21 protein-coding genes, 1 tRNA gene, 1 pseudogene and 1 riboswitch are annotated in these 26,385 nt (G+C 72.8%); of the genes and pseudogenes, 8 read left to right on the top strand and 15 right to left on the bottom strand.

Going from position 1 to position 26,385, the window contains the following annotated elements:
- Positions 1–81 precede the first annotated feature (81 nt).
- Positions 82–163, bottom strand: a tRNA-Leu gene (locus IG62_RS0130345).
- A 478-nt stretch (positions 164–641) separates the two neighbouring features.
- Here IG62_RS0130345 and IG62_RS0130350 point away from each other — a divergent pair.
- The gene (locus IG62_RS0130350) at positions 642–1,424 is read left to right on the top strand and encodes an ABC transporter ATP-binding protein (RefSeq protein WP_030810406.1); all 783 of its coding nucleotides are present in this window, start codon (positions 642–644) and stop codon (positions 1,422–1,424) included.
- 63 nt (positions 1,425–1,487) lie between these two features.
- A complete protein-coding gene (locus IG62_RS0130355) occupies positions 1,488–4,022 on the top strand; it encodes an ABC transporter permease (RefSeq protein WP_030810407.1) in 2,535 nt (844 codons plus the stop codon).
- A gap of 67 nt (positions 4,023–4,089) precedes the next feature.
- On the opposite strand, the gene IG62_RS0130360 is transcribed toward IG62_RS0130355, so the two are convergent.
- The 10 genes from IG62_RS0130360 to IG62_RS0130405 all read right to left on the bottom strand — a co-directional run bounded on the left by IG62_RS0130360 (position 4,090) and on the right by IG62_RS0130405 (position 16,035).
- Complete coding sequence (locus IG62_RS0130360; RefSeq protein ID WP_030810409.1) at positions 4,090–5,400, bottom strand: SAM-dependent methyltransferase; 1,311 nt, start codon at positions 5,398–5,400, stop codon at positions 4,090–4,092.
- A 219-nt stretch (positions 5,401–5,619) separates the two neighbouring features.
- A complete protein-coding gene (locus IG62_RS0130365) occupies positions 5,620–7,008 on the bottom strand; it encodes an NAD(P)/FAD-dependent oxidoreductase (RefSeq protein WP_078872334.1) in 1,389 nt (462 codons plus the stop codon).
- Between the two features lie 463 nt (positions 7,009–7,471).
- Positions 7,472–8,416 (bottom strand): Ppx/GppA phosphatase family protein, encoded by a 945-nt coding sequence (locus tag IG62_RS0130370; RefSeq protein ID WP_030810413.1) that lies wholly within the window; start codon positions 8,414–8,416, stop codon positions 7,472–7,474.
- Positions 8,413–8,991 (bottom strand): DUF501 domain-containing protein, encoded by a 579-nt coding sequence (locus IG62_RS0130375; protein WP_030810416.1) that lies wholly within the window; start codon positions 8,989–8,991, stop codon positions 8,413–8,415. Before IG62_RS0130375 ends, IG62_RS0130370 begins: the two co-directional genes overlap by 4 nt.
- A 143-nt stretch (positions 8,992–9,134) precedes the next feature.
- A complete protein-coding gene (locus tag IG62_RS0130380; RefSeq protein ID WP_030810418.1) occupies positions 9,135–9,587 on the bottom strand; it encodes an FtsB family cell division protein in 453 nt (150 codons plus the stop codon).
- Positions 9,588–9,765: 178 nt separating this feature from the next.
- Positions 9,766–11,046, bottom strand: coding sequence for a phosphopyruvate hydratase (eno, locus tag IG62_RS0130385; RefSeq protein ID WP_030414325.1), 1,281 nt, complete (start codon positions 11,044–11,046; stop codon positions 9,766–9,768).
- Between the two features lie 315 nt (positions 11,047–11,361).
- The gene (locus IG62_RS0130390) at positions 11,362–12,018 is read right to left on the bottom strand and encodes a transglycosylase family protein (protein ID WP_030810420.1); all 657 of its coding nucleotides are present in this window, start codon (positions 12,016–12,018) and stop codon (positions 11,362–11,364) included.
- A gap of 7 nt (positions 12,019–12,025) precedes the next feature.
- A riboswitch (cyclic di-AMP (ydaO/yuaA leader) is annotated at positions 12,026–12,234 on the bottom strand.
- 212 nt (positions 12,235–12,446) lie between these two features.
- Positions 12,447–13,484, bottom strand: coding sequence for a transglycosylase family protein (locus IG62_RS0130395; RefSeq protein WP_324604659.1), 1,038 nt, complete (start codon positions 13,482–13,484; stop codon positions 12,447–12,449).
- Positions 13,485–13,734: 250 nt separating this feature from the next.
- Positions 13,735–15,078: a cytochrome P450 gene (locus IG62_RS0130400; RefSeq protein WP_030810427.1), complete on the bottom strand. Its 1,344-nt coding sequence runs from the start codon at positions 15,076–15,078 to the stop codon at positions 13,735–13,737.
- Between the two features lie 75 nt (positions 15,079–15,153).
- A complete protein-coding gene (locus IG62_RS0130405) occupies positions 15,154–16,035 on the bottom strand; it encodes a LysR family transcriptional regulator (RefSeq protein ID WP_030810430.1) in 882 nt (293 codons plus the stop codon).
- A 167-nt stretch (positions 16,036–16,202) separates the two neighbouring features.
- Between IG62_RS0130405 and IG62_RS0130410 the strand changes: the two genes are divergently transcribed.
- On the top strand, positions 16,203–17,483 hold the full coding sequence (locus IG62_RS0130410; RefSeq protein ID WP_051798796.1) for an MFS transporter: 1,281 nt from the start codon (positions 16,203–16,205) through the stop codon (positions 17,481–17,483).
- Here IG62_RS0130410 and IG62_RS43470 read toward each other — a convergent pair.
- The 3 genes from IG62_RS43470 to IG62_RS0130425 form a co-directional block, all read right to left on the bottom strand.
- Entirely contained in the window at positions 17,473–19,935 is a 2,463-nt protein-coding gene (locus IG62_RS43470; RefSeq protein WP_051798798.1) for a tetratricopeptide repeat protein, read from the bottom strand. The genes IG62_RS0130410 and IG62_RS43470 overlap by 11 nt on opposite strands.
- A gap of 34 nt (positions 19,936–19,969) precedes the next feature.
- Complete coding sequence (locus IG62_RS0130420) at positions 19,970–20,983, bottom strand: nucleoside triphosphate pyrophosphohydrolase (RefSeq protein ID WP_030810439.1); 1,014 nt, start codon at positions 20,981–20,983, stop codon at positions 19,970–19,972.
- A 138-nt stretch (positions 20,984–21,121) separates the two neighbouring features.
- Positions 21,122–21,760 (bottom strand): SurA N-terminal domain-containing protein, encoded by a 639-nt coding sequence (locus IG62_RS0130425; protein WP_030810443.1) that lies wholly within the window; start codon positions 21,758–21,760, stop codon positions 21,122–21,124.
- Between the two features lie 279 nt (positions 21,761–22,039).
- Here IG62_RS0130425 and IG62_RS0130430 point away from each other — a divergent pair, with 279 nt between their 5' ends.
- From IG62_RS0130430 to IG62_RS0130450, 5 genes are all read left to right on the top strand, one after another.
- Positions 22,040–22,270 carry an acyl carrier protein gene (locus IG62_RS0130430; RefSeq protein ID WP_030414316.1) on the top strand — a complete coding sequence of 77 codons (231 nt, stop codon included), beginning with the start codon at positions 22,040–22,042 and terminating at the stop codon, positions 22,268–22,270.
- A 77-nt stretch (positions 22,271–22,347) separates the two neighbouring features.
- Positions 22,348–23,556 carry a beta-ketoacyl-[acyl-carrier-protein] synthase family protein gene (locus tag IG62_RS0130435; RefSeq protein WP_030810447.1) on the top strand — a complete coding sequence of 403 codons (1,209 nt, stop codon included), beginning with the start codon at positions 22,348–22,350 and terminating at the stop codon, positions 23,554–23,556.
- A 40-nt stretch (positions 23,557–23,596) separates the two neighbouring features.
- A complete protein-coding gene (locus IG62_RS0130440; protein ID WP_030810450.1) occupies positions 23,597–24,472 on the top strand; it encodes an alpha/beta fold hydrolase in 876 nt (291 codons plus the stop codon).
- A gap of 84 nt (positions 24,473–24,556) precedes the next feature.
- On the top strand, positions 24,557–25,222 hold the full coding sequence (locus tag IG62_RS0130445) for a CatB-related O-acetyltransferase (RefSeq protein ID WP_030810453.1): 666 nt from the start codon (positions 24,557–24,559) through the stop codon (positions 25,220–25,222).
- Positions 25,223–25,330: 108 nt separating this feature from the next.
- Positions 25,331–25,546 (top strand): hypothetical protein, encoded by a 216-nt coding sequence (locus tag IG62_RS0130450; protein WP_051798799.1) that lies wholly within the window; start codon positions 25,331–25,333, stop codon positions 25,544–25,546.
- Positions 25,547–25,594: 48 nt separating this feature from the next.
- On the opposite strand, the pseudogene IG62_RS42485 reads toward IG62_RS0130450, so the two are convergent.
- Positions 25,595–26,385: pseudogene (locus IG62_RS42485) on the bottom strand (serine/threonine protein kinase); the annotation flags it as partial.

The raw sequence follows: 26,385 nt of genomic DNA on the forward strand, positions 1-26,385 counted from the left end.
GCCGGTTTGCGCCGGCGGCCCTTCTCGTTGAAAATTCAGGTAAGCACCCGACTTCGAACCCCGCCTTGGTCACGTGCGGAGTGCCCGGAGCCGGACTTGAACCGGCACGGCCCGTAGGCCAGCGAGGTTTAAGCTCGCCGTGTCTGCATTCCACCATCCGGGCTTGGGGATCCCCCATGCCACCCCAAAGAGGGCAGCACGAGCGTAGCCCGCAGCGCACGACGCAGATCGGCCGCTCATCCCGAGGTTGTCTTATTTTATTGGCAACTGAGGGTGCATCAGCGCTGGGTACAGGCCGTAGGCACATGCCTGGCACCTCCCTTTGCCACACCCCGCCGCGGCGCAAATCAGTACCCGAATTGACGGAAACTCGACGCCTGCCCGCCACCCCCGTCACCCGGCCGGGGACCCCCCTCGCGCCGCCCGGTACGCCGCCCCCGCCTCAGGGTTCGTCTCCTCCTTCGGGATGACCGGACGGAGGGCGGGTACTGCCCAGGGGTGGTCAAGGACGGTCACAGGGGTTGACGTCCTCTCCCCTTGCGCTGACCCACGATGGAAAGCGTCCGCATGACGTCCGCGGTGCGTGCCTCCCGGCCGCGCGCGGCCCCGATGGTCCCTCGTCCCGACAGGAGCTCGTTCCCGTGACCACCACCCACTCCGGTGTCCCGACCGCCGGCCGCACCACCGCGGTGGCCGCCCGCGCCACGGATCTGACCAAGGTCTACGGCCAGGGCGAGACCCAGGTGGTCGCCCTGGACGCGGTCTCCGTCGACTTCCGGCAGGCGCAGTTCACCGCGATCATGGGCCCCTCGGGGTCCGGCAAGTCGACCCTGATGCACTGCATGGCCGGCCTGGACTCGATCTCCGGCGGCTCCGCCCGGATAGGCGACGTCGAACTGACCGGCCTCAAGGACAAGAAGCTCACCCAGCTGCGGCGCGACAAGATCGGCTTCGTGTTCCAGGCGTTCAACCTGCTGCCGACCCTGAACGCACTGGAGAACATCACCCTGCCCATGGACATCGCGGGCCGTAAGCCGGACCGCGCCTGGCTGGACCGCGTGGTGGAGACCGTCGGCCTGGCCGGCCGCCTCAAGCACCGCCCCAGCCAGCTCTCCGGCGGCCAGCAGCAGCGGGTCGCGGTCGCCCGCGCGCTCGCCTCCCGGCCCGAGATCATCTTCGCCGACGAGCCCACCGGGAACCTGGACTCGCGCTCCGGCGCCGAGGTGCTGGGCTTCCTGCGCAACTCCGTGCGGGAGCTGGGCCAGACCGTGGTGATGGTCACCCACGACCCGGTCGCCGCCTCCTACGCGGACCGCGTGGTCTTCCTCGCCGACGGCCGGATCGTCGACGACATGCCCGACCCGACCGCCGACCTGGTGCTGGAACGCCTGAAGGGCTTCGACGCCAAGGGCCGCACGAGCTGATCCGCAGCAGCCGCCACCCGCACCCCGGACCTCCCGGGCCTCTCCTCCAGGACTGACCCACTCATGTTCCGTACCGCCTTGCGCAACGTGCTTGCGCACAAGGCCCGGCTGCTGATGACCGTCCTCGCCGTGATGCTCGGCGTGGCCTTCGTCTCCGGCACCCTGGTCTTCACCTCGACCATCTCCGACGCGTTCCAGGCCAGCTCCCAGAAGGGCTTCGACCGCGTCGACGTCGCCGTCCGGCCGCGGTCCGCGGGCGACCACCAAGGCGCGCCCGGCCGGGTCCCGCGGCTCGACCGGAAGCTGCTCGACGCGGCCGCCCGAGTGCCCGGTGCGGCCTCCGCCACCGGCACCGTCTCCGGCTTCACCGCCATCGCCGACAAGAAGGGCCAGCTGGTCGGGGACGGCTTCTCCACCCTCGGCGGCAACTACTTCCCCGGCAAGGACGGCACCGACGCCCGCTACCCGCTGCGCGACGGCACCGCCCCCAAGGGCCCGCACGAGTTCGCCCTGGACGCGCACACCGCGGACAAGGCCGGCTACAAGGTCGGGGACACCGTCCGGATCTCCGTCGACGGACCGGTCCGTGAGCAGAAGCTGACCGGCGTCTTCACCACCGACGACGGGACCGTGGCGGCCGGCGGCAGCCTGGCGCTGTTCGACACCCCGACCGCCCAGAAGCTGTTCGCCGCCCCCGGCACGTTCAGCGAGATCGACGTCACCGCCGCACCCGGCACCTCCCAGACGGCCCTGAAGGCCGCGGTCGACAAGGTGCTGCCGAAGGACGGCGCGGAGGCCACCACCGGCCGTCAACTCGCCGACGAGCAGGCGAAGATGATCGCCCAGCGCATGGACGGCATGAAGACCGGCCTGCTGGTGTTCGCCGGGATCGCCCTCTTCGTCGGTGTCTTCATCATCGCCAACACCTTCACCATGCTGGTCGCCCAGCGCACCAAGGAACTGGCCCTGCTGCGGGCGGTCGGCGCCAGCCGACGCCAGGTCACCCGCTCGGTGCTGATCGAGGCGTTCGTGGTCGGCGCGGTCGCCGCGGTCACCGGTCTGGCCGCCGGTATCGGCATCGGCACCGGCCTGCGCGCCCTGATGAGCAGCACCGGCGCCACCGTCCCCGACGGGCCCCTGGTGGTTTCGCCGACGACGGTGGGGACCTCGCTGCTGGTCGGCGTCGTCATCACCGTCCTGGCCGCCTGGCTGCCCGGCCGGCGGGCCGCGAAGATCCCGCCGGTCGCCGCGATGAACAGCGTGCACGCCACCGCCACCACCAAGTCGCTGGTGGTCCGCAACACCCTCGGTGCGCTGTTCGCGGGCGCCGGTGCGGCCGCGGTGCTGGTCGCGACCGGGATGTCCGACGGCAAGATCGTCATGGCCGGCGGTGCGGTGCTGCTGCTGATCGGCGTGTTCGTCCTGACGCCGCTGCTGTCCCGCCCGTTGATCGCGCTGGCCGCGCCCGTGCTGCGCGCCTTCGGGATCTCCGGCTCCCTGGCCCGGCAGAACGCGGTCCGCAACCCGCGCCGTACGGCCGCCACGGCGTCCGCGCTGATGGTCGGGCTGACCCTGATCACCGGTATGACGGTGATCGCCGGCAGCGTGCAGAAGGGCATCGACAAGATGGCCACCGACGCGCTGAAGGCCGACTACGTCGTCTCCATGGCCAGCCGCACGCCGCTCTCCCCCGACGTCGAGAAGAAGCTGAGCGGCCTCCACGAGGTCACCGCGGTCAGTCCGCTGCGCAACTCCCCGGCCCGGATCGGCGGCGGCATCGCGTACCTGACCGGCGTGAACGGCCCGGACTTCGGCAAGCTCACCCGGCTCGACTTCACCCAGGGGGCGCTCGGCGACCTGCGCGGCGACAAGGTGGTCGTGGACGACGCCACCGCCAAGGAGAAGGGCTGGAAGCCCGGCTCCCGCTTCCCGGTGACCTACGAGGACGGCAAGAAGGGCACGCTGACCGTCTCGGGCGTCTACCAGGGCAACGAGATGCTGGGCGGCGTCCTGGTGGACAACGCCACGCTGGCCCCGCACCAGAAGCAGATCACCGACATGCAGGTGATGGTCAAGACGGCGGACGGCGCCACCGACGCCACCAAGGACGCGCTGGTCGCGGCGCTCGGCAAGAACCCGGCGATCTCCGTCTCCGACAAGCAGGACGTCTCCGACGGCATCGCCAAGATGTTCAACCTGATGCTGAACATGCTCTACGGGCTGCTGGCCATGGCCGTGATCGTCGCGGTGCTCGGGGTCATCAACACCCTGGCGATGTCGGTCTTCGAACGCTCCCAGGAGATCGGCATGCTGCGGGCCATCGGCCTGGACCGCCGCGGCGTCAAGCGCATGGTGCGCCTGGAGTCGCTGGTGATCTCGCTCTTCGGCGGGGTGCTCGGCATCGGCCTGGGCGTCTTCTTCGGCTGGGCGGCCGGCGAGCTGATCTCCGGCTCTCTGGCGACGTACGAACTGGTCCTGCCCTGGGGCCGGATGGGGCTCTTCCTCGCGATGGCCGCCCTCGTCGGTGTCCTGGCCGCGCTCTGGCCGGCGCGGCGCGCGGCCCGGCTGAACATGCTGGCGTCGATCAAGGCGGAGTAGCCGCGGAGAAAACGCGTGTGCCGGGTCCCGCACGGAAACCCGGCACACGCGCTGCCGGCCCGGCGGGTCAGCCCGCCCAGGTCCGCGCCCGCAGCGGCATCCCGGAGGCGCCGGGTTCCGGGGTCCGTACGGCCAGCACCTGGTTGACTCCTATCCGGTTGCGCTCGAACGACAGCGCCGAGGCGGCCATGTAGAGCCGCCACACCCTCGCCCGTCCTGGTGAGGTGAGCCGCACCGCCGCGTCCCAGTGCCGCTCCAGGTTGGCGACCCACGAACGCAGCGTCAGCGCGTAGTGCTCGCGGATCGCCTCCACGTCCCGCACCTCGAACCCGGCCTCCTCCAGCTGGGCCACGGTCCGGCCGACCGGCGCCAGCTCGCCGTCCGGGAAGACGTACCGGTCGATGAAGTCGTCGACGCGGTACGCCTCCTCGTCGGCCAGCGGCCGCCGGGCGATCTGGTGGTTGAGCAGCCGACCGCCGGGCCGCAGCAGGGCGAACAGCGCGTCCGCGTACTCCGCGTACCGGGTGCGGCCGACGTGCTCGGCCATCCCGACCGAGGAGATCGCGTCGAACGGCTCGTCCTTGATCTCGCGGTAGTCCTGCACCCGGATCTCGACCCGGTCGGCGAGCCCGGCCTCGGCGATCCGCTTGCGCGCGTAGGTGGCCTGCTCCTCGGAGAGGGTGATGCCGACCGCCCGGACGCCGTACTCGCGGGCCGCGTGCAGCACCATCGAGCCCCAGCCGCAGCCCACGTCCAGCAGCCGCTGGTCCTCCTTCAGGGCCAGCTTGCGGCAGATCAGGTCGAGCTTGTCCCGCTGGGCGTCCTCCAGCGTCGCGTCCGGCGTTGGCCAGTAGGCGCAGGAGTAGACCATGGACGGGCCGAGCACCAGCTCGTAGAAGTCGTTGCCGACGTCGTAGTGGTGGCTGATGGCTTCCTTGTCGCGCAGCAGGGTGTGCAGCGGTCCGCGGCGCCGCCGGGCCTCCTCGGCGGGTGGTGCGGGCGGGACCGGCGCGCCGACCAGGGTCGGCAGTTCCCGGACGGCCCTGCGGACCTCCGGGCGGGCCAGGGCGCGCAGGACCGCGGCCCGCTGCGGCTTGGGGGCGTCGGTGCCGCGCTCCCAGACGAGCCCGGCGAGGAGGTCGAGTGCGTCGTAGAGGTCCCCGTCGACGTCGATGTCGCCGGCCACCCAGGCCCGGGCCAGGCCGAGTTCGCCGGGCTTGAACAGCAGCCGGCGCAGTGCACGGCGGTTGCGGAAGACGAGTGTGGGTGCCCCCGGCGGGCCGGACTCGCTGCGGTCCCAGGCGCGGATGCGCACCGGGAGCGGGGTTCCCAGCACCTCCTCGGCGAGCTTGGTGAGCCGTCCAGCGGCGTCGGCCATGTCGCACACCTCCGTGTTGACGAGTCGGGCAAAGAAGTTTCACCCACCACGTAAACGCCAACGGGGCGTCCCGTTAGTCCCGTTCGCTGGTAAGCGAACCTCACCCGGGACGGTTTTCGCCAGAGCGGACACGTTTGCGGACATGCCGAAGGGCGTCCGCCCCACGGATGGCGGACGCCCTTCGGGCTGGTCGGAGTACTCCCGTACCCGACCGGTGAATCAGCTTGCCTTGGCCTTCGGCTTGTCGCCGGAGCCGGCCGCGGCCGGTGCGGGGGCCGGCTTGGCCGCCTCGTAGAACTCCTCGCGGGGGTTCTCCATGGCGCCGAGCGAGACCACCTCGCGCTTGAGGAACATCGCCAGCGTCCAGTCGGCGAAGACCCGGATCTTGCGGTTGAACGTCGGCATCGCCATGCCGTGGTACGCGCGGTGCATGTACCAGGCGAGACGGCCCTTGAGCTTGATCTTCATCTTGCCCATGACGATCATCGCGACGCCCTTGTGCAGGCCGAGACCGGCGACCGCACCCTTGTTGGCGTGGCTGTACTCCTTCTGCGGGAAGCCCCGCATGCCGGAGACCACGTTGTCGCCGAGGACCTTGGCCTGCCGCAGCGCGTGCTGCGCGTTCGGCGGGCACCAGGCGTTCTCGTTGCCGTTCTTGCGGCCGACCAGGTCCGGGACCTGGGCGTTGTCGCCGGCGGCCCAGATGTGGTCGGTGCCCTGCACCTGGAGGGTCGGGGCGGTGTCGACGTGACCGCGCGGGCCGAGCGGCAGGCCGAAGCGGGCCAGCGCCGGGTTGGGCTTGACGCCCGCGGTCCACACGATGGTGTTGGAGTCGACCTCAAGGCCGTTGTTGAGCTTCACGTGGCCGTCGACGCAGGAGTCCATGCCGGTCTTGAGGTAGACCTCGACGCCGCGGGACTCCAGGTGCTCCTTGCCGTAGGCACCGAGCTTGGGGCCGACCTCGGGGAGGATCTTGTCGGCAACGTCGACCAGCAGGAAGCGCATGTCCTCGCGCTTCACGTTGTTGTAGTACTTCGCGGCGTCGCGGGCCATGTCCTCGACCTCACCGACGGTCTCCGCACCGGCGAAGCCACCGCCGACGAAGACGAAGGTCAGCGCCTTGCGGCGGACCTCTTCGTCGGTCGTGGAGTCGGCCTTGTCCAGCTGCTCCAGGACGTGGTTGCGCAGCCCGATGGCCTCCTCGATGCCCTTCATGCCGATGCCGTTCTCGGCGAGGCCGGGGATCGGGAAGGTGCGGGAGACCGCGCCGAGCGCGATCACCAGGTAGTCGAAGGGCAGCTCGTACGCCTCGCCGACCAGCGGGGCGATCGTAGCGACCTTGCGGTCCTGATCGATGGTGGTGACCCGGCCGGTGAGGACCTCCGCCTTCGGCAGCACGCGTCGCAGCGGGACGACGACGTGCCGGGGGGAGATGCTGCCGGCGGCGGCTTCGGGGAGGAAGGGCTGATAGGTCATGTACGACCGCGGGTCGACGACCGTGACGGTCGCCTCGCCGTAGCGCATCTTCTTGAGAATGCGCCGAGCTGCGTACAGGCCTACGTACCCACCGCCTACTACGAGGATCCTGGGACGCTCCGTGGTGCTCATGCAATCGAGTATCCACCCCCAGATGGGGGGTCGCTCGTGAGCCCCTTCACAAGGACCCGAGGGGCATCTGCTACACTCCGCCGGCTTCGTGACGGACGCCATAGCGCGGGCCGGAACCACCGTAGTACGCGAGGCGTTGGAGACCCCCGTTGATCAGGCCTTGTAGGCCATCCGGGTGACCCACCACACCCTGCGGGCGCACCCGACCGAGCCGCCGGAACCCGCGCAATCGCCGGGTCGAAGGGCCCTGGAGCCTTCGAATGAGCGTCGCACGGTCAGATTGTTCGCCCGACAGGAGGGTTTTTCATGTGAAGGATTTCACGAACTTTCTTTCACGGGGCGCCCGAGGAGCCCCCTGAGCGCCCCCGAATCCCGCTCGGACGGCGAGCCACCCGCTCAAAACACCACACGGCAGAGGCCGTTGCCGACCCCTGCCGTCCCGTCCGTACCGCCCGTCCGGACCTCAGTCCGCGATGCTCCAGGCGATGCCGTCCAGGATGTCGTGCTCGCTGACCACGACCTCCTCGGCGCCGGTGCGTTCCATGATCGCCAGCAGGACGAGGGCGCCCGCGCCGATCACGTCGACCCGGCCCGGGTGCATGACCGGGATGGCCGCGCGCTCGGCGTGGGTCGCGGTCAGCAGCCGGTCGGTGATCTCGCGGACCTTCGCCAGCGGGATGCGGGAGTGGTGGATGGCCTCGGAGTCATAGTGGCCAAGGCCCAGGGCGATCGCGGCGACGGTGGTCACCGAGCCGGCCAGGCCCACCAGGGTGGCGGCCTCGGCCAGCGGGACGGCCTCCTCCGCATGGTCCAGGGCCTTGGCGATGTCCGCCTTGATGGCGGCGATCTGGGCGGCGCTCGGCGGGTCGCTGATCCCGCCGTTGTGCACCAGGTGCCGTTCGGTCATCCGGACGCAGCCGACGTCGACCGAGCGGGCGGCCCGGACGGAACCGTCGCCGAGGACGAACTCGGTCGAGCCGCCGCCGATGTCCACCACCAGGAAAGGCCTGGGGAGATCGGGGCGGCCGGTGAGCTCCTTGGTGGCGCCGTTGAAGGAGAACTCCGCCTCCTGGTCGCCGGTGATCACCTCGGGCTCCACGCCCAGGATGTCCACCACGCCGCGCACGAAGTCCGCGCGGTTCTCCGCGTCCCGGGAGGCCGAGGTCGCCACGAAACGGACCCGCTCGGCACCCAGGCCCTTGATGACCGCGGCGTACTCCCGGCAGGCCGCGAAGGTCCGCTCCAGCGCCTCCGGCGCCAGCCGCCCGGTGCGGTCCACGTCCTGGCCCAGCCGGACGATCTGCATCCGGCGGTCGAGCTCCTTCAGCGCGCCGGTGGCGGGGTCGACGTCCGCGACCAGCAGGCGGATGGAGTTCGTACCGCAGTCGACGGCGGCGACGCGCTTCACTCGGACTCTCCCTCGTCGGTCGCGCGGTCGTTCTCGGGTTCGTTGCCGCTGGTGTGCTCGCTGCACGGGCTCACGCAGGGGCCCTTCTTCCACCACTCCGGCAGCATGGCGATCGCCTCGTCACCGAGCGGGTTGACGCCCGGCCCGGCCGCCAGCGAGTGGCCGACGAGGACGTGCAGGCACTTGACCCGGTCGGGCATGCCGCCCGCGCTGGGGAAGCCCGCCAGCACCTCGATGGCGTCCCGCCGCCGGATGTAGTCCTCGTGGGCCGCGCGGTAGGCGGCGGCGAGCTCCGGGTCGGTCGCCAGCCGCTCGGTCATCTCCTTCATCACGCCGTTGGCCTCCAGCGTGCCGATCGCGGAGGCCGCGCGCGGGCAGGTGAGGTAGTACAGCGTGGGGAAGGGCGTGCCGTCCTCCAGGCGCGGCGCCGTCTCGACGACGTCCGGCTGGCCGCACGGGCAGCGGTGCGCGATGGCGCGCAGGCCGCGCGGCGGGCGGCCGAGCTGCTCCTTGAAGGCGGCGATGTCCGCGGCGGTGGGCTCGGTGGGCTCGGTCTGGGGCGGAGGGGTTTCCATGTGCGCTTTCGGTGAGGTGGTGGGTGGAACGGCGGGACGGCGGAACAGCGGTACGGCGGTGCGCGCCGTCCCTGTCGACAGTACGGGGCCGCGCGCGCCGGCGGTACGGGCCGGGCACACCGGCGGCCCGGCCGGAGCCGGCGCTACCGCTTGTCGGCCGCGTCGACCGCGTGCCACAGGTTGTCGTACCAGGGGCGCAGCGCGGCCCGCGTCCCCTTCGGGGCGGCGGCGGTGCCGGAGCCGTCCTGGACGATGTACCCGGTCTCGCCCGGCATGACGTAGTGCAGGTGCCGGCGGGCCTGCTGGCGGACGTACTCGGGGTCCTGCCAGCGGGCCTTCTGCTCGCGCAGCCGGTCCAGCTCGGCGCCCGCGTCGCGGGCCTTGCGGCGCTGGTCGGCGATGTCGGAGCGCTGGGAGACGTACTGCCTTATCGGGTACGCGAGCGCGACCACCAGCGAGCACATCACCAGGGCCAGCAGGGCGGCGCGGCCGGTGAGGCGGTTGCGGCGGGCCGGCCGGGCGCGGTAGACGCGGGCGGCGGCCTGCTCGCCGAGCGCCTTGAGTCGGGTCGCGGTCGAGAACCGGTCCGCGGGCACGTCGTCTCCCCTTCACTGACGGACGCCGGTCTGCTTCAAGCAGGTACGTCCCCGGCAACGGTACGGGACCGTCGCCGGGGACGTACGGGGCGCTGGGCGGTCGGCTCGCCCGATCAGCCCTTTCGGGCCTCGGGCCGGGCCGCCCTGGCGGAACCGCGGGACGTCGCCTTCCGGGGCGTCAGCCCTTGAAGCGGGGGAACGCGCTGCGGCCGGCGTACACCGCGGCGTCGTCGAGGATCTCCTCGATGCGCAGCAGCTGGTTGTACTTGGCGACGCGCTCGGAGCGGGCCGGGGCACCGGTCTTGATCTGGCCGCAGTTGGTGGCGACGGCGAGGTCGGCGATGGTGACGTCCTCGGTCTCGCCGGAGCGGTGCGACATCATGCACTTGAAGCCGTTGCGCTGGGCCAGCTCGACGGCGTCCAGGGTCTCGGTCAGCGAGCCGATCTGGTTGACCTTGACCAGGAGGGCGTTGGCGGAGCCCTCCTCGATGCCGCGGGCCAGGCGCTCGGGGTTGGTGACGAACAGGTCGTCGCCGACCAGCTGGACCTTGGCGCCGAGCTTGTCGGTGATGACCTTCCAGCCGGCCCAGTCGTCCTCGAACAGCGGGTCCTCGATGGAGACCAGCGGGTAGGCGTCGACGAGCTCCTCGTAGTACTCGGTCATCTGGGCGGCCGAGCGGGACTGGCCCTCGAACTGGTACGAGCCGTCCTTGTAGAACTCGGAGGCGGCGACGTCCAGGGCGAGCGCGATGTCCTGGCCGGGGGCGTAGCCGGCCTGCTTGATGGCTTCCAGGATGAGGTCGAGGGCCTCGCGGTTGGAGCCGAGGTTCGGGGCGAAGCCGCCCTCGTCGCCCAGGCCGGTCGACAGACCGCGCTCCTTCAGGACCTTCTTGAGGGTGTGGTAGACCTCGGCGCCCCAGCGCAGCGCCTCGGAGAAGGACTCCGCGCCGATCGGGGCGATCATGAACTCCTGGATGTCCACGTTGGAGTCGGCGTGCGAGCCGCCGTTCAGGATGTTCATCATCGGCACGGGCAGGACGTGCGCGTTCGGGCCGCCCAGGTAGCGGAACAGCGGGAGGTCGCTGGCCTCGGAGGCGGCGTGCGCGACGGCGAGGGAGACGCCGAGGATGGCGTTGGCGCCGAGCGAGCCCTTGTTGTCGGTGGCGTCCAGGTCGAACATGGCCTGGTCGATCAGCCGCTGCTCGGTCGCGTCGTAGCCGACGAGCTCCGGGCCGATCTGCTCGATGACGGCCAGGACGGCCTTCTCCACGCCCTTGCCGAGGTAGCGGTTGGGGTCGCCGTCGCGGAGCTCGATGGCCTCGAAGGCGCCGGTCGAGGCGCCGGACGGCACGGCGGCACGGCCGGTGCTGCCGTCGTCGAGGCCGACCTCGACCTCGACCGTGGGATTACCTCGCGAGTCGAGAATTTCGCGGGCTACGACGACGTCGATGGACGGCACGTTGTCTCCTTCATGGGTGTCTGGAGTTCAGCAGCACGAGCCTAACGGCCCGGGGAGCGTCCGCCTGCCCTTGGCCCGCTCCGTGGGACGGAATAACCCCACAAGCACCACAAAGGCCCAGCTCACAGGAGGTTTGCCGCATTGTTCGCCGAGCGGGGAAAGTCCGGCGGAGCGTCCGGCCGGCGGTGGCGCGGACGGGGGGATGTCGGCGGGGACGACGGTGGGGATACGGAGAAGCCCCGCCGCGGCGCGCCGGGGGGAGGGGCGCGCCGGACGGGGCCGGTCTCAGCAGGGGTGTCCCGGTGTGGGGACGGCTCAGACGTTGAGCTTCTGGCCCGGGAAGATCAGGTTGGGGTTGCCGCCGATGACGGACTTGTTGGCGGCGTAGACGGCCTTCCAGTGGGTGCCGTGCGCCTTGGCGATCTTGGCGAGGGTGTCGCCCGCCTTGACGGTGTAGTTGCCGTGGCCCTGGTTCTTCTTCGGGGCGGCCGGGGCGCTCTCGTGCTTCGGGGCGGCCGGGGTGCGCTTGACGGCCGCGTCGCTCTTCGCCGGCGCGGACTTGGTCACCGGGGCGCTGGTGTTCAGGTCGGGGGACGGGCCCCCGGAGGTCAGGCCGCCGGCGCCGGCGCAGGACCAGGCGCCCGGGCCCTGGAGGGCGAGGAGCCTCTCGGCGGCGGCGATCTGCTGGGACTTGGTGGCGAGGTCCGCGCGCGGCGCGTACTTGGTGCCGCCGGCGGCGGCCCAGCTGGAGTTGGAGAACTGCAGGCCACCGTAGTAGCCGTTACCGGTGTTGATCGACCAGTTGCCGCCGGACTCGCACTGGGCGACCTTGTCCCAGGTGGCGACGGAGGCGGCGGAAGCGGAGGTGGCGCCCATCAGCGGGACGGCCACGGCGGCACCGGCGACACCGGCGAGCGTGGCGACGCGGACGGCCTTGGAGGGACGACGGTGCTTGCCCTTGATGATCAGCATGGTTCGTTCGTTTCCTCACCGACGCCTACGAGGTGAGCTGTCGGGTTCGGACTGATGAGTCGCCCGGCCGGTGCCATGGGCACCGGGCTTCACCCCAAGCCGGCTGACCCGCTTTCACGGGCCTGGCCGGCGCCTACCTTGGTTCCCCCGCTCCTGCCTACGGCGCTTGCGCGTCAACTGCCTCCGACCACCGGCAGGATTCGGCGTGTGATCGAAGGGGCCCGCTTTGGCGAGCGGTGATGACCGTAATCAGGAATCCCCGTGGTGTTCAAACCCCCCCAACTGGCCCGAGTTGACCATTTTTGATCACGGAGGGGTCATAAACCCGCAGGTGGGGACCGGTGCGACGGCGGTGGACCCTTCGGGGCCCACCACCCCACAACGAGACGCTTGTCTCACTTTCGCCAAAGCGGGCCGAAACCGGCGAACTACCCTGCGGACTGCCCGAGATCGAGCTGCTGACCTGGTTGGATCAGGTCCGCGTCGGAGCCGACGACGTCCTCGTTGCGGTCGTAGAGCGCCGGCCAGCCACCCGGCAGCCGGTGCGCCTGGGCGATCGCTGACAGGCTGTCACCCGGCTGCACGGTGTACCCGTCGCCGCCCGCCGGGGGCGTGCGGTGCGCGTCGTCACCGCGCGAGGCGTGCCGCCCGCCGGTCGTCCGGCCGGTGCCGTCCTCCTCGCCCGGGTCCGCGTCGCCGCGGTGCCGGCCCGAACCGCCCGGCAGGCCGTCCGTCCCCGTACCGCCCTGCGACCCGTCCTGCGCCCCGCCGGAGGCCGTGCCGTCCGCGGAGCCCGTGCCGCTGCCGTCGTCCGTGCCGCTGCCGTCGTGGGAGGGGCCGGGGGTGCCGGACGGGTCCTCGCCAGGGTCCTCGCCCCGGTCGCCCGGCGTCGCGTCGCCGGAGGGCCCGGACGAACCGGAGGTCCGTTCGGGGCCGGGGGACGACTCGCCGGTGCCGGCGGAGTCCGAGGGGGCGGGAGTGGACGGGGACGGCGTGGACTGCGACGGCTCGTCACCGGCCGGCCCGTCGCCCGTGTCGCCACCGGGGTCGTCGGCGGTCCCGTCGTGCATCCCGGTGGAGCCGGTGGAACCGTCGTCGTCCGACGGGTCGGGTATCGGGGTGCTGGTGCCGCCCGGGTCGACCTGCGGCGCCCGGCCGTCCTTCGTCAGGCCGGCGTTCACCGCGCAGCTCGGCCAGGCGTCCGGGCCGAGGTCGTCGAGGATCGTCTCGGCCACCGCGATCTGCTGAGCGCGGCTGGCGAGGTCGGGCCGCGAGGCATAGGCCCCGCCGCCGTGCCGGTCCCACATGTCCTGGGTGAGCTGGAGGCCGCCGTAGAAGCCGTTGCCCGTGTCCGAGCTCCAGATGCCGCCGCTCTCGCACTGGGCGACCCGGTCCCAGGTCGCGGTGTCGGCGGCGTGCGCGCCACTGGCGGAGAGCAGGGGCAGTGCGAGTGCCGAGCCGGTCACTCCCGCCGTGACAAAGATGGCCGGTGCTTGACGGGGGCGACGGTGTCGGCCGTTCCCGGAACGCATGCGGATGCCTTTCGCGCGGCGGTTGAGTTGTCGCGATCGGGCGGTTTCCTCGGCTGTGTGTTCGAGGAGCCGTTGATCGTGGATCGAAAGGTAGCCGGGGTCACGGGTAGTCACAAGTCGGTGTAGCAAAGATCACGCGCAGGTCACGTCCTGACGCTCTGTCACCACCGGCCTTCGCCGCTGGTCAGGGCCGCTCGGGCGCGAACTCCACCGGCAGCGACCGCAGTCCGCGCATGATGAGCCCGCCCCGCCAGCGCAATTCGCCCGGTTCCACCGCAAGCCGGATGTCCGGAAGCCGGGTCAGCAGCGTGGCGAGCGCAGTCTGGCCTTCGAGCCGGGCGAGCGGGGCGCCCAGGCAGTAGTGGATGCCGTGCCCGTAGCCCAGGTGCTGATTGTCACGCCGGGTCAGGTCGAGCACGTCCGGCTCGGGGAAGCGCGCCGGGTCGCGGTCGGCGGCGGCCAGGACGACCAGGACGGGGTCCCCCTCGGCGATCCGCCGGCCGCCGAGGGTCAGCTCCTCGGTGGCGAACCGCCAGGTCGCGAGCTCCACGGGGCCGTCGAAGCGGAGCAGTTCCTCGACGCCGGTGGTCAGCAGCCCGGTGTCGCCCGCCGCCAGCGACTTCTGCAGCAGCTCGCGCTGGGCGGGGTGGCCGAGCAGGGCGTGGAGGCCGTTGCCGATGAGGTTGACGGTGGTCTCGAAACCGGCGAAGAGCAGGATGAACGCCATCGCGGCGGCCTCGTTCTCGGTGAGGTGCTCACCGTGGTCCGAGGCCCGGATCAGCCCGGAGATCAGGTCCTCTCCGGGCGTCGGCCCGTCGGGCAGCGCCTCCCGCTTGCGGTGGATCAGCTCGGCGAGATAGCCGCGCATCTTCTTCACCGACCGCGCGACCCCGCCGCGCGGCCCTCCGCCGTGCCGGATCATCATCCCCGCCCAGTCCCGGAAGTCGTCCTGGTCCTCGCGCGGGACGCCCAGCAGGTCACAGATCGCGTAGATCGGCAGTGGGAAGGCGAACTCGTGGATGAGATCGGCCTCGCCGCGGCCGGCGAACCCGTCGATGAGGTGATCGGTCAGCTCCTGCACGCGGGGCGCGAACTCGGCGACCCGACGGGGTGTGAACGCCTTGCTGACCAGCCGGCGCAGCCGGGTGTGGTCCGGCGGGTCGATGTTGAGCAGATGCGTCATCAGGTTGGCGCTGCGCTCCCCCGGGATGCCGACCTTGCCCTTGCCGTGCGCGGACTCGCTGTGGTGCACCGGGTTCTTGGAGAGCCGGGCGTCGGCCAGCGCCTGCCGCGCCTCGGTGTAGCGGGTCACCAGCCATGCCTCGACCCCGCTGGGCAGCGCGGTGCGGTGCACCGGCGCGTACTCGCGCAGCCAGGCGTACGCCGGGTACGGGTCGGACGCGAACTCCCAGGTGAACAGCGCGGGCGCGGGCGGGACCGGCCGGTCCGCCGGGCAGCCCGCGGGGCGGTCCGGAGCGCTGTCGGCGGGCGGGGGGGCCGCAGGGGTGGGGTGGGGCTTGTCGTGCACCCTCTGACCGTAACCGCCCCGGAAGACGCCCGGCGCACGGACGGCGGCCCCGCCCCGGGGCACCCGCTGGCCCCCTCAGGAGGCGCCCGGATCCACCCCCAGCCCCTCCAGAAAGGCCACCGCCGCCGGTGACGGCCCCAGGGCGCTCCACACCACCCGCTCCGTACGCTCCGGCGCCGGCCGCGCCCGCACGATGTGCAGCCCGGACAGCTCGGCGGCGATGGCCTCCGGGACCATGCCGATGCCCAGCCCGGCCCGCACCAGCTTCGCCAGGAACTCCACCGTGGTCACCTCGAAGGACACCTCCGACGACAGCCCGGCCGCCCGGAACGCCTCGTCGCGCTGGCGCCGGGCCGCCGACCCGGCCGTGAAGTCCACGAAGGTCTCCCGCGCCAGCCGCGCCAGCGTCGTCCACTCCCGCCCCGCCAGCGCATGCCCCGGCGGCACGACGGCCACCAGCTCGCCGCGGGCCAGCACCCGCTCCCGTACGCCGGACGGGCGGGCGTCCGGCACCAGCCCGACGAAGGCGACGTCCAGCGTCCCCTCCCGCACCTTCTCGATGAGCGGATCGCTCATCTCCATCTGCAGGCCGACCCGCACCCGCGGATAGCGAGTGCGGAAATCGCCCAGCTCACGGGCGAGATCGACGGCCGCCACGGTCGAGATGGCGCCCACCGCCAGCCGGCCGCGCACCTCCCCGGTCGCCGCCGCCACCTCGGCCCGGGCCCGCTCGGCCGCCGCCAGCGCCTGCCGCGCCACGGGGACGAACGCCTCGCCGGCGGCGGTCAGCCGGACGCTGCGGCTGGTCCGGTCGAAGAGCCGCGCCCCGAGCTCCTTCTCCAGCCGGGCGATCTGGTGGCTGAGGGCCGACTGCACCACGTGGCACCGCTCGGCGGCCCGGGTGAACCCGCCCGTTTCGGCCACCGCCACGACGTAGCGCATCTGCTGGAGCTCCATGCCCACCGATCCTGCCACCGGCGGGAGCATCGATCGCCATCCGAGATCAATCGTGATTCGAGATGGGTCCGATGAAAACGATGTGTTGGACTCATCAGTGCCGGCTGCCCGACGCTGGGTGGTGCCCGCCGCCACGGTGGTCGCGGGCACGAACGGGGAGGTCAGGTATGACAGCCGAGGACGCACACCGGTCCGCGCAGGGCCGACCGGGACGGCTGGGCCGCGGCACGCTGCTGCTGATGTCCGTCGCCACCGGTCTGTCCGTCGCGGGCAACTACTTCGCCCAGCCGCTGCTCGACGTCATCGGCCATGACCTGGGGCTTTCGGCGTCCACCGCCGCGCTGGTGGTGACCGTCGCACAGATCGGCTACGGCCTCGGGCTGCTGCTGCTCGTCCCGCTCGGGGACCTGGTGGAGCGGCGGCGGCTGGCCGTTACGCTGTGCGCGGCGACCGCCGTCTTCCTCACCGTGACGGCGAGCGCGACCAGCGCCGCCCTGCTGCTGACCGGCACCGCGCTGACCGGCCTGGCCTCGGTCGCGGCGCAGGTCGTCATGCCGTACGCGGCCACCCTCGCCGCCCCCGAGGAGCGCGGCCGGACCGTCGGCACCCTCATGACCGGTCTGCTGCTCGGCATCCTGCTCGCCCGTACGGCCTCCGGAACCCTCGCCGAGCTGGGCGGCTGGCGCACCGCGTACTGGGTCAACGCCGGGCTGATGGCGCTGATGGCCGTCCTGCTGCGGCTCCGGCTGCCGGCCCTGCGCACCACGGCCGGACTGCGCTACCCGGCGCTGCTGCGCTCCACCCTCGCGCTGTTCGCCCATGAGCCGGTGCTGCGGTGGCGGGCGGTGCTGGGCGCGCTGACCTTCGCGGGCTTCAGCGCGCTGTGGACGGCGCTGGCGTTCCTGATGTCGGGGCCGGCCTACGGCTGGCAGGAGTCCGCCATCGGTCTGCTGGGGCTGGTCGGCGCGGCCGGTTCGCTCTCCGCCTCCGCCGCCGGCCGGCTGGCGGACCGCGGACTGGTCCACCATGTCGCCGGCGCCGCGGCCTTCCTGCTGCTCGGCTCCTGGGGGCTGCTCGCGCTGGGCGGGTCGGGCGGCACCTGGTCGCTGGCGGCGCTGCTGGCCGGGGTGATCGTGCTGGACCTCGCCGCCCAGGGCATGCACGTCAGCAACCAGAACCTGATCTACGGCGTCCGCCCCGAGGCCCGTAACCGCCTCAACTCCGCCTACATGACCAGCTACTTCGCGGGCGGCGCGGTCGGCTCGGCACTGACCTCGGTGGTGTGGTCCGCCGGGGGCTGGTCCTGGGTGTGCGCCATGGGGGCCGGGCTGGCGGCGGCCGCGGTGGCGGTGTGGCTGCTGGACCGGCTGGCGCGCCGCCGCGCCCGGCGGGACGGGGCGGCGCAGGAGCAGGAGCCGGCCGCGGCGACGGTGGCGGTCACGCGCTGACGATGTCCCCGTCCGGGGCCCCGCCCTCGCCCGACTCCTCGCCGAGGACCCGCTCGGCACCGGGGTGGCCCAGGGCGGCGGCCTTGCGGTACCAGGCCCGGGCCTCGGCGGGCTCATCGGCCTTCTTGTGCAGCTCGGCGAGGCGGAAGGCGCCGTGCGGGTCGCCGGATTCGTAGGCCTTCTCGTACCAGGGGCGGGCCTCGTCCGGACGGTCCTGGAGCTCAAGGAAGACGCCGTAGTTGGCGGCGGCGAGGGGCCTGCCCCCGGCGGCATGCTCCTGGAGTTCGGATTCGATCGTGTCTATCGACGGCGGCGCCTCGAAGTTGTCGTACACCCGCTCCGCCGCCTGCTTGTCACCGGCGTCGGCGGCGCGCCGCAACCACACCTCGGCCATCGTGCGGTCGTTCCACAGCAGGATCAGGCTGCCGTAGCGCCCCGCGGCATCGGCGCAGCCGGCGAGGGTCGCGTCGTGGTAGCTGTCGAAGGCGTCGGTGTCGTCCCCGGCGGCCAGCCGCAGATCGCCCCACAGGTACGTCGCCTCCACGCTCCCGCCCTCCTTCCCGACGCCCAGCCAGCGCTCCGCCCGCTCCCGCAGCAGCTTCCCCAGTAGCGTCGCCGCCTCCGCGTCGCCCGCCTCCGCGGCGAGCTCCAGATACGGTTCGGCGGCCTTGCCCTCGCCCCGGTCGGCCAGCATCCGGCCCAGCCGCCCCGCGGCCTCCGTCCGCCCCGCGTCCGCCGCGCGCCGGTACCACTCCTCGGCCTCCGCCCGCTCCCCCAGTGACTCGGCCAGCAACCCGAGGTTGTGCAACGCCGTGTCGTCCCCGGCCTCGGCGGCCCGCCGGAATGCCTTACGGGCGGCGGCCGCGATCGCCGGGTAGTCGTATGCCTCGTCCGTCCGCGCCACAGCCAGGGCGAAGCGCCAGATCCGGCCGTCCACCGGCGGCAGGGTGTCGTGCCACTCGGCCGCGTGCCGGAGGACGGGCGCGACACGCCAGGTGTCGCCGGTACCCCGGACCAGGAGCCGCAGCAGGCCGTGGCGCCGCTCCGTCGCCCACGCCCAGGCGTCCGCCAGCGGCTCCCGGTCCATCCCGGTGACGTCCGCATAGCCCTCGTGCACCTTGACCAGCAGGTCCATCGGCAGCGGGCGGCGCAGCCCGCAGCGGGCCAGGTCGAGGGCGGCCCGGACCAGGGCGTGGCCGCGCGGGTGGCGGTCGGCGCGGCGGGCCCGCCACCACTCCTCCCAGAGCAGCGGCCCGAGCGTCAGATAGGCTGCCGCGCCTTCCTGGCCGCTGGAAAAGAGCGCGTCGACCAGCCGCGGGTCGCCGGTCCGCCCGTCCTGCTGTGCCAGCCCGGCCTGCTGTGCCAGACCGGCCTGCTCGCCCGGGCTCCACTCGCGGGCCAGCTCGATGACGGTCGCCAGGTCCAGCACCCGGCCGTGCGGGGTGTGCCGGTGCTCGTCGTAGGCGTCCTCGCGCATCGTGGCGAGGACGGTCACGCCCAGCGCGGTCAGCTGGGCCAGCAGTCTCGGCTCCAGGCCGCCGCCCCCGCCCCCGCCTGCCGCGTCCCCGAGATACCCGTCGAGGTCGTCCAGCCAGAGGACGTACCGGCCCGGGCGCCCCTGTAACAGGGCGGGCAGACCACGCAGGTCGGCGCCGCGCGCGGGCGCGAACACCCGGAATCCGGCGAGCGCCTGGGCCATCACCTCCAGCGCGGTACGCGACTTGCCGGAGAACGGCTCCCCGAGCACCAGCACCAGACCGCCGGCCTCCCGGGCCCGGGTGACCGCCGCGATGAGGGTGTCGTCGCGGTCCCGGAGGACGTACGGCGGCAGCGCCGGGAGGGCCGGGATCCGGTGCGTGGGGCGCACGCCCAGGGCGACCGGGTCGACGTCCTCGGCCCGCGGCCAGCCGTCGGGGTCGGGCAGCGCGCCTTGAAGCGAACCCGTCTGGAACGTCAGCGAGTTGATGGAGGAGGCCTGGACGACGTGGCCCTGAAGGCCGCCGGTGACGGAGTTGTGCACCGGTGGGACGGGGTGACTGTCGCCCGGCCCGGCGGCCGACCCGTCGGCCACTTCCCCGGACCGCTCGCCCGCCACCTCCCCGGCCGTCTCGCCGGTCAACTCCTCGCAGAGCGCCCGGAGTTCGACCGCGGCCTCGGGGTGCTGCTCCAGCAGGCCGCGCAGACTGGCCTGCCAGCGCGCGGTCACCTCGTCCGACGACTCCGGCGGCGCAGCGGGAGACGGCTCTTCCGCCGGCCGCGGCGGGGCGGCCGTCATTGCCGCGTCCGCCGCCTCGGTGGGGGTTTGGGCCGCTGCCTCGGCGGGAGCGTCGGCCGCCGCCCGCCGGAAGAGCTCCGAGACCCTCAGCCGGACGTCGGCCCAGGTGTCCGTCGCCATGGCCTGCACCACCGCGCTCGCCCCCGCGCCCGCCAGCGCCGCCAACTCCGCTTCCACGCCCGCCCCCTCAACACGCCCTGCACCAACGGTACTAAGGGGTGCCGCCCTCCGCCGCCAGCACCGCGTCGCGGTAGGCGCGGGCCGCCGCGCGGAGCGCCGCCTCCGGGTCGGTGCCCTCCGCCTCGGCGCGGAGCGCCATGGCCAGGAGCTCGTACCCGATGCCCCGGCCGGCCGGCAGCGGCACGTCCAGGCCCGCCGTGCGCGCCCGCGACGCCAGCTTCGCCGCCAGGGCAAGGCCGGGCTGGGCCAGCGGCACGCCCTCGGTCACCGATCCGCGCTGCTTCTCGACGGCCTTGGTGCGTATCCAGTGCGCCTTGACGTCCTCCGGGGTCGCCGCCTCCTCCTCCCCGAAGACATGCGGATGGCGGTGGATCAGCTTCTCCACGATCGTGCCCGCCACGTCGTCGATGGAGAACGGCTCCTCCGGGTCGTCCTGTGCGATCCGGGCGTGGAAGACGACCTGGAGGAGCACGTCCCCCAGCTCCTCGCGCAGCTCGACCCGGTCGCCGGCCTCGATGGCCTCGACCATCTCGTACGCCTCCTCCAGGCCGTACTTGGCGAGGTCCTGGTGGGTCCGGATGCTGCTCCAGGGGCACTCCGCGCGGATCTGGTCCATGACCTGGACGAGGTCGAGCAGCCGGGCGCCGGGCAGGTCGTAGGAGCCGGGCAGCAGCTCGAGGTCGGGCATGGTCTCGCGGCCGGAGCCGGCCAGCCGGGCCAGGCCGTCGGTGAGCGCGCTCTCGCCCTCCGCCGAGGTCAGCACGACGGCCGTACGGTCCTCGGGGACGCAGAAGTCGACCAGCTCGCGGGCGGTCGGGGCGGCGGTCTCCACCGCGATGCCGGCCTCGCGCAGATACGGCAGCTGCGGATGGTCCGGATCGGCGCACAGCACCCGCTCGGCGGCCCGCAGGACCTGCCACGCGGGCCAGGACAGCAGCCCGGGGGCGACCCGGTGACTGGTGGTGAGCAGGACCAGGCGTCCGGTGCCGGGGCCCTCGGGGCGGGCGGCGGCGCCGGCGTCGGCGGCGGAGGCGTCAGCGTTCACCCATCGAACGTAACGCACCCCACCGACAACCCCACCGGCACCGCCCGCCGCCGGTGGCCTCCGCGGGCCCGGTGACCCCGCTTGCCGCCCGGTCCGGCCGGCAAGCCGTCCCGCCGCCCGCGCCGCCGTCCGCCCGGATCAGGTCTGCTGCCGCACCGGGGCGGCGGCGATCCACGGGTCCTTGGTCTCGCCGAGGATGACCTGCTGGTCGTCCCACTTGCCGAAGCGCGGATTGACGTCGATCCCCATCGACCGGGACGTCCGGGCCAGCGACCGGGCGAGCTTCTGCTGGCCCTGCGGCTTGCCGCGGTCCGCGCCGAGGTGCCGGGCGATGCCGTCGAGCAGCAGCTGGTTGCGGACCGTGCCGTCGACGTCGTCGGGGGCGATGCCCTGCTGCAGCCACATCGCCTTCAGCCGCTCGGCCCCGCCGGCCTGCTTCTCGGCCTTGCCGCGCCACGTCTGGACGTCCTTGCGGGTGACCGTCACCCCGGCGTCCTCGGCGCCGCGCGCCAGCACCTCGTCGAAGATCATGCCGTTGAGCGTGGCCAGGCTGAGCCGGCCGGTGTTCGTGATCAGCTGGCCGCCCTGCGGGGACCTGGCCTGCGCGGCCCGTACGTCCCGGACCTTCGCCTGCAGCTGGGCGACGGTGATCCGCTTCCCGTCCACGACGGCGGCGGCACCGGGGTGCGCCTGGCTCCCGCAGGCGGCGAGCAGCGGCGTCGCGGCCAGCAGAGCGGCGGCGGTGGATACGGAGAGCGCTGTCCTACGGCGGAACACATGGCCTCCCGGCAGATCGTGCGACGGAGTCTCGACCTTGAGTGATCGATGCTATGAAGTCGGCGTGGCCCAGGCCACTGCTTCGGCCAACGATCTGCGCCGGGGTCGGTTTCTGCGTCCCGCACCCGGACCCGCCCGGCCGCCCGCCCGATCCGGCCGGTCCGCGGCCCGCCCCGCACGGCGCACCGCACGAACGCCGGGCGTGGCGTGACTCAACCGGCGTCTGTGGCGTTGTCCCCATAGTCCGGCGGGCCCCAACCGGTGAGAAAGGTGGCTGGAGTGGACATCGCGGAACAGGTGCGGACCCTGTTGACGACGAAATTCGGGGTGGATCCCCTCTCCGTGAATCCGGAGGTCCCGTTGCGGAAGCTGGGGGTCGACTCGCTGGCGCTGGAGGAGCTGCGGCTGCTCATCGAGGACGGTCTCCAGGTCGATCTGGAGGACGTCGAGCTGACGCCCCGGGACAGTTACGGCCAGTTGCTGGCGGCCGTGCACGTGGCGGCCGCGTGAGCCGCCCGGGCCGGGAGTCCCGCCCGGTCCCGGGCGGGTACGCGACCGGCCCCGCGCAGCGGCCGTACGCGGCTGCCGTGACCGGTCTGGGCATGCTGACCGCCGCCGGTGCCGGGGCCGGCGCGAGCTGGCGGGAGATCACCCGCGCCACCACACCGTCCGGGGTGCGCCGGCCCGCCGAACTGCAGGACCTGCCCACGGACTTCATGTACCTGGTCGACGGCCTGGACGTCGGCCAGGCCCTGGACGTCGCCTCCCGCCGCCTGATGGACCGTTTCTCCCAACTGGCGGTGCTGGCCGCCCGCGAGGCCGTGGCCGACGCCGGGCTGGACCCCGCCGAGTGGGACGGCGACCGGGTCGCGGTCCTCATCGGGACCGCCAACGGCGGGCTCCCCGCCTACGACGAGCAGCACACCGTCCTCCTGGAGCGCGGGCCGCGCCGGGTCTCCCCCGTGCTGGCCGCGCTCACCACGGGCAACAGCGCCGCGGCGAGCGTCTGCCGCGATCTGGCCGCCCGCGGGCCGAGCCTCGCGGTGAACACCACCTGTGCCTCCGGTACGGACGCCATCGGCCTGGCCCGTCAGCTGCTGCGCGCCGGCATGTGCGACATCGCCCTCGCCGGCGGCGCCGAATCGGCCTGCTCCCGGCTGCTGGTGGCGAGCATGTGCAAGATGAAGGGCCTCTCCACCCGGCGGGACGACCCGGCCGCGGCCTGCCGCCCGTTCGACGCCGACCGGGACGGCTTCGTCCTGGGCGAGGGCGCCGGGCTGCTCGTCCTGGAGCGGCCCGAGCACGCCCGGGCCCGCGGCGCCCGGATCAGGGCCGAGATCACCGGCTACGGCTCGTCCAACGACGCGTACGCCCCGGTCGCCCCGCACCCCGACGGTGCCGGCGCCGAACGTGCGCTGCGCGCCGCGCTGGCCGACGCCGACGCGGACCCGGCCGACATCGGGCACGTCAACGCGCACGGCACCTCGACGGTCCTCAACGATCGGATCGAGGGCACCATGCTGCGCCGGGTGCTCGGCGAACACCCCCTGGTCACCTCGACCAAAGCCATGACCGGCCACACCCTCGGCGCGGCCGGCGCCATCGAGACCGCGTTCACCGTGCTGGCGGTGCAGCACCAGCTGGTGCCGCCGACGGCGAACCTCGTATCGCCCGACCCCGACATCCCCGTCGAGGTGGTGGCCAAGGAAGCCCGGCCGGCGCGGCTGGACTGCGCGGTGAAGACCTCACTGGGGTTCGGCGGGCACAACGCCGCCCTGGTCGTCAGCCGCGGGTGAGCCCGCCGGTCCCGGCGTGGCACCCACGCGAAGGAGACGCATGACCAACGAAGCGGTCCACGCCCTGAGGGTGGACGGGCTGTCCTACTCCTACCGGCTGGTGCGGCAGTCGGCGCCCCGGACCGAACCGGTACTGGTGCTGGGCGGCGCGCTGCAGGACAAATACGGCTGGCAGCACCTCGACGAGCCGGTGTCGCCACTGGCGAGCCTGATCACCATCGACCTGCCGGGCTCGGGCAACGCCGATCCGCTCCGCCCCGACCAGGGGCTTGCGACCATGTGCCGGGCGGTCGAGCAGGTCCTCGACGACCTCGGCGTGGCCCGGGTCAACCTCTTCGGCTACTCGTTCGGTTCGGCGATCGCCTTCGCCTTCGCGCAGCGCCGGCCGCACCGGATCGCGCGGCTGCTGCTCGGCGGGGTGCCGGCGCACATCACCCATGCGCAGTTGGCGTTGTGGCGTCAGGCCGCGGCCCGGATGGCGGCCGGTGAGCCGGAGGAGTTCGTCGACCTGGCGCTGAAACTGTGGCTGTGCCAGGACGAGAGCCGCTTCGTACGCCACCGCAAGCTGGTGCACCGCTACGTCAAGCGCCTGATCATGCATGCCGTCACGCACATCCCGCACGGCTTCACGGTCCTGGACCGCTCGGCCACCGAGGAGCTCAACCCGTCGGGCGGGCTGACCGGGGTGCCCGCGCTGGTCTTCTGCGGGGAGCACGACACGGTGTCCTCGCCCGAGAAGCAGCGGGCGTTCGCGGCCACCATCGAGGACAGCCGCTTCCTGACCATCGCCGAGTCCGACCACTGGGTCGCCCTCGAACGCGCCCAGGCGGTGGTCGACCTGGTCGTCAGGTTCTTCACCGACCAGCCCCTGGACACCGCGGACTACCTGGTCACCTGCGAGCCGGCCGGGCTCTGAAAACTCACGGGCGCCCGGCACCGAAGCCAGCGATCATGGCCCGCGCGCGAAGTCGCGTGAGGAGTCGTCCGAGGAGTGATGTCCATGACCGCTGTTCCCGAGGGGCCCGCCGGTGTGCCCGCCGATCCGACCGTCGTCCACCCGATGCCGGAACAGCCCCGGGTCGTCCTGCTGAAGCCGCTGGTCACGTCGCCGCTGATCGAGGTCGGCGACTTCACGTACTACGACGACCCGGACGACCCGACCGCGTTCGAGACCCGCAACGTCCTCTACCACTACGGGCCGGAGAGGCTGGTCATCGGGAAGTTCTGCGCGCTGGGCGAGGGGGTGCGGTTCCTGATGAACGGCGCCAACCACCGCATGGACGGCCCGTCGACGTTCCCGTTCCCCATCATGGGCGGCTCCTGGAGCGAGCACTTCGACCTGATCACGGGGCTGCCGGGGCGCGGTGACACGGTGGTCGGCAACGACGTCTGGTTCGGCCACCGGTCGATGGTGATGCCCGGCGTCCGGATCGGCCACGGCGCGGTCGTCGCGGCCGGCTCCGTGGTCGTCGACGACGTCCCCGACTACGCGATCGTCGGCGGCAATCCGGCCCGCGTCATCCGCCACCGCTACGACACCGCGGACATCGCCCGCCTTGTCGACCTGGCCTGGTGGGACTGGCCGATCGACCACCTCACCGCGCATCTGCGCACGGTCATGTCGGGCACCGTCGATGCCCTGGAGGCGGCCGCCCCGAAGCCGTAGCCCGCACCGGGCCCGGCCGGCGAGTCCCTCATCACCGGCACCGCGGCAAGGACGCTGCTGACCTCGCCCCGCCGGTGCTGCCTGATACCCGGGCGCGGCGGGGGCGAGGTGGTCGCGGTCACCCTCACCGACGAGTTCCGTGACGCCCTCGCCTCCTTCGACGCCGCGCTGCTGCCCGACGTCGCCCAGGGCTGGGCCGCCACCGGCGACTTCTTCACCCCGCCCGACCCGGATTCCCTGGCCCACTTCCTCACCGGCCTGGCCGCCCTGGCGCGGCGCGCCGTCAGCCGCGGGCAGCACCTCTACTGCTGGATATGCCCGTAGCGGACGCCATGACGGCGCACGCCACCACGAGCGTCTCGGCGGGCGCCCCTAACCCTGCACCTGGCTCAGCCAGTACAGGGTGCGGCGGAGTTCGGTGGGGAAGGCGTGGTGGGGGCCGTGGAGGCGCTCGGCGTCGTAGAGGAGGCGGGAGAGGGTCTCCTGCGCGGCGCCGCGTTCGCCCTGGGCGAGGAGCAGATGGCCGATGGAGCGGCGGATTTCCAGGGGGCGGAGGGGGTCGTCGGCGTAGTGCTCGAAGTAGGGGAGCAGGGCGCGGAATTCCTCCAGGGCCTGGGTGACCTCGCCGAGCTGTTCGAGGCACTGGGCGGCCTCGTAGTGGAACTGGAGGGCCTGGCGGGTGGCGCCGGCGCCGGATTCCTTGGCGTACTCCTCGGCCAGCAGCCGGAGTTCGGGCAGTGCGCGGCGGTACTGCCCGTCGTCCATGAGGGTCGCGGCGTACTGCTTGCGCAGGGTGCGGACGACCGGGGAGTGGGCGCCGTGCCGCTCGGCGGCGGCCGGGAGGATGTTGCCGAGGATGTCCACGGCGTGAGTGATCCGGCCCTGGTCGAGGAGGTTCTTGACCTCGTCGACGGCGGCGGCGACGTCCGGTCCGGTGGAGGGCGGAGAAGACGGGGGCGGGGGCACCAGGGGGGTTGCGGCGGAGGTCCAGGCGCCGGGCGGGCGGGAGGTACTGGTCGCTGCCGGTGGCCGGCCCGGTTCGTTCGGGGCCGCGTGACCGGCGCCGCCGGACGTCAGGGCGCCCGAGAGGGCGGATACGCGGGGGTCGGCCGTGGCGGCGGGCGGGGCCGGTGCCGGGACCTGGGGGGTGGAGAGTGCGGTGG

It is taken from the genome of Streptomyces sp. NRRL S-337, from assembly GCF_000720175.1.
Lineage (GTDB): Bacteria > Actinomycetota > Actinomycetes > Streptomycetales > Streptomycetaceae > Streptomyces > Streptomyces siderophoricus.

Excerpts from the sequence above, each read along its gene's own strand:
- IG62_RS0130360 (WP_030810409.1), bottom strand. The coding sequence starts at position 5,400 with ATGGCCGACGCCGCTGGACGGCTCACCAAGCTCGCCGAGGAGGTGCTG.
- IG62_RS0130390 (WP_030810420.1), bottom strand. The coding sequence starts at position 12,018 with ATGCTGATCATCAAGGGCAAGCACCGTCGTCCCTCCAAGGCCGTCCGC.
- IG62_RS0130445 (WP_030810453.1), top strand. The coding sequence starts at position 24,557 with ATGACCGCTGTTCCCGAGGGGCCCGCCGGTGTGCCCGCCGATCCGACC.
- IG62_RS0130365 (WP_078872334.1), bottom strand. The coding sequence starts at position 7,008 with ATGAGCACCACGGAGCGTCCCAGGATCCTCGTAGTAGGCGGTGGGTAC.
- IG62_RS0130355 (WP_030810407.1), top strand. The coding sequence starts at position 1,488 with ATGTTCCGTACCGCCTTGCGCAACGTGCTTGCGCACAAGGCCCGGCTG.
- IG62_RS0130440 (WP_030810450.1), top strand. The coding sequence starts at position 23,597 with ATGACCAACGAAGCGGTCCACGCCCTGAGGGTGGACGGGCTGTCCTAC.
- IG62_RS0130410 (WP_051798796.1), top strand. The coding sequence starts at position 16,203 with ATGACAGCCGAGGACGCACACCGGTCCGCGCAGGGCCGACCGGGACGG.
- IG62_RS0130405 (WP_030810430.1), bottom strand. The coding sequence starts at position 16,035 with ATGGAGCTCCAGCAGATGCGCTACGTCGTGGCGGTGGCCGAAACGGGC.
- IG62_RS0130375 (WP_030810416.1), bottom strand. The coding sequence starts at position 8,991 with ATGGAAACCCCTCCGCCCCAGACCGAGCCCACCGAGCCCACCGCCGCG.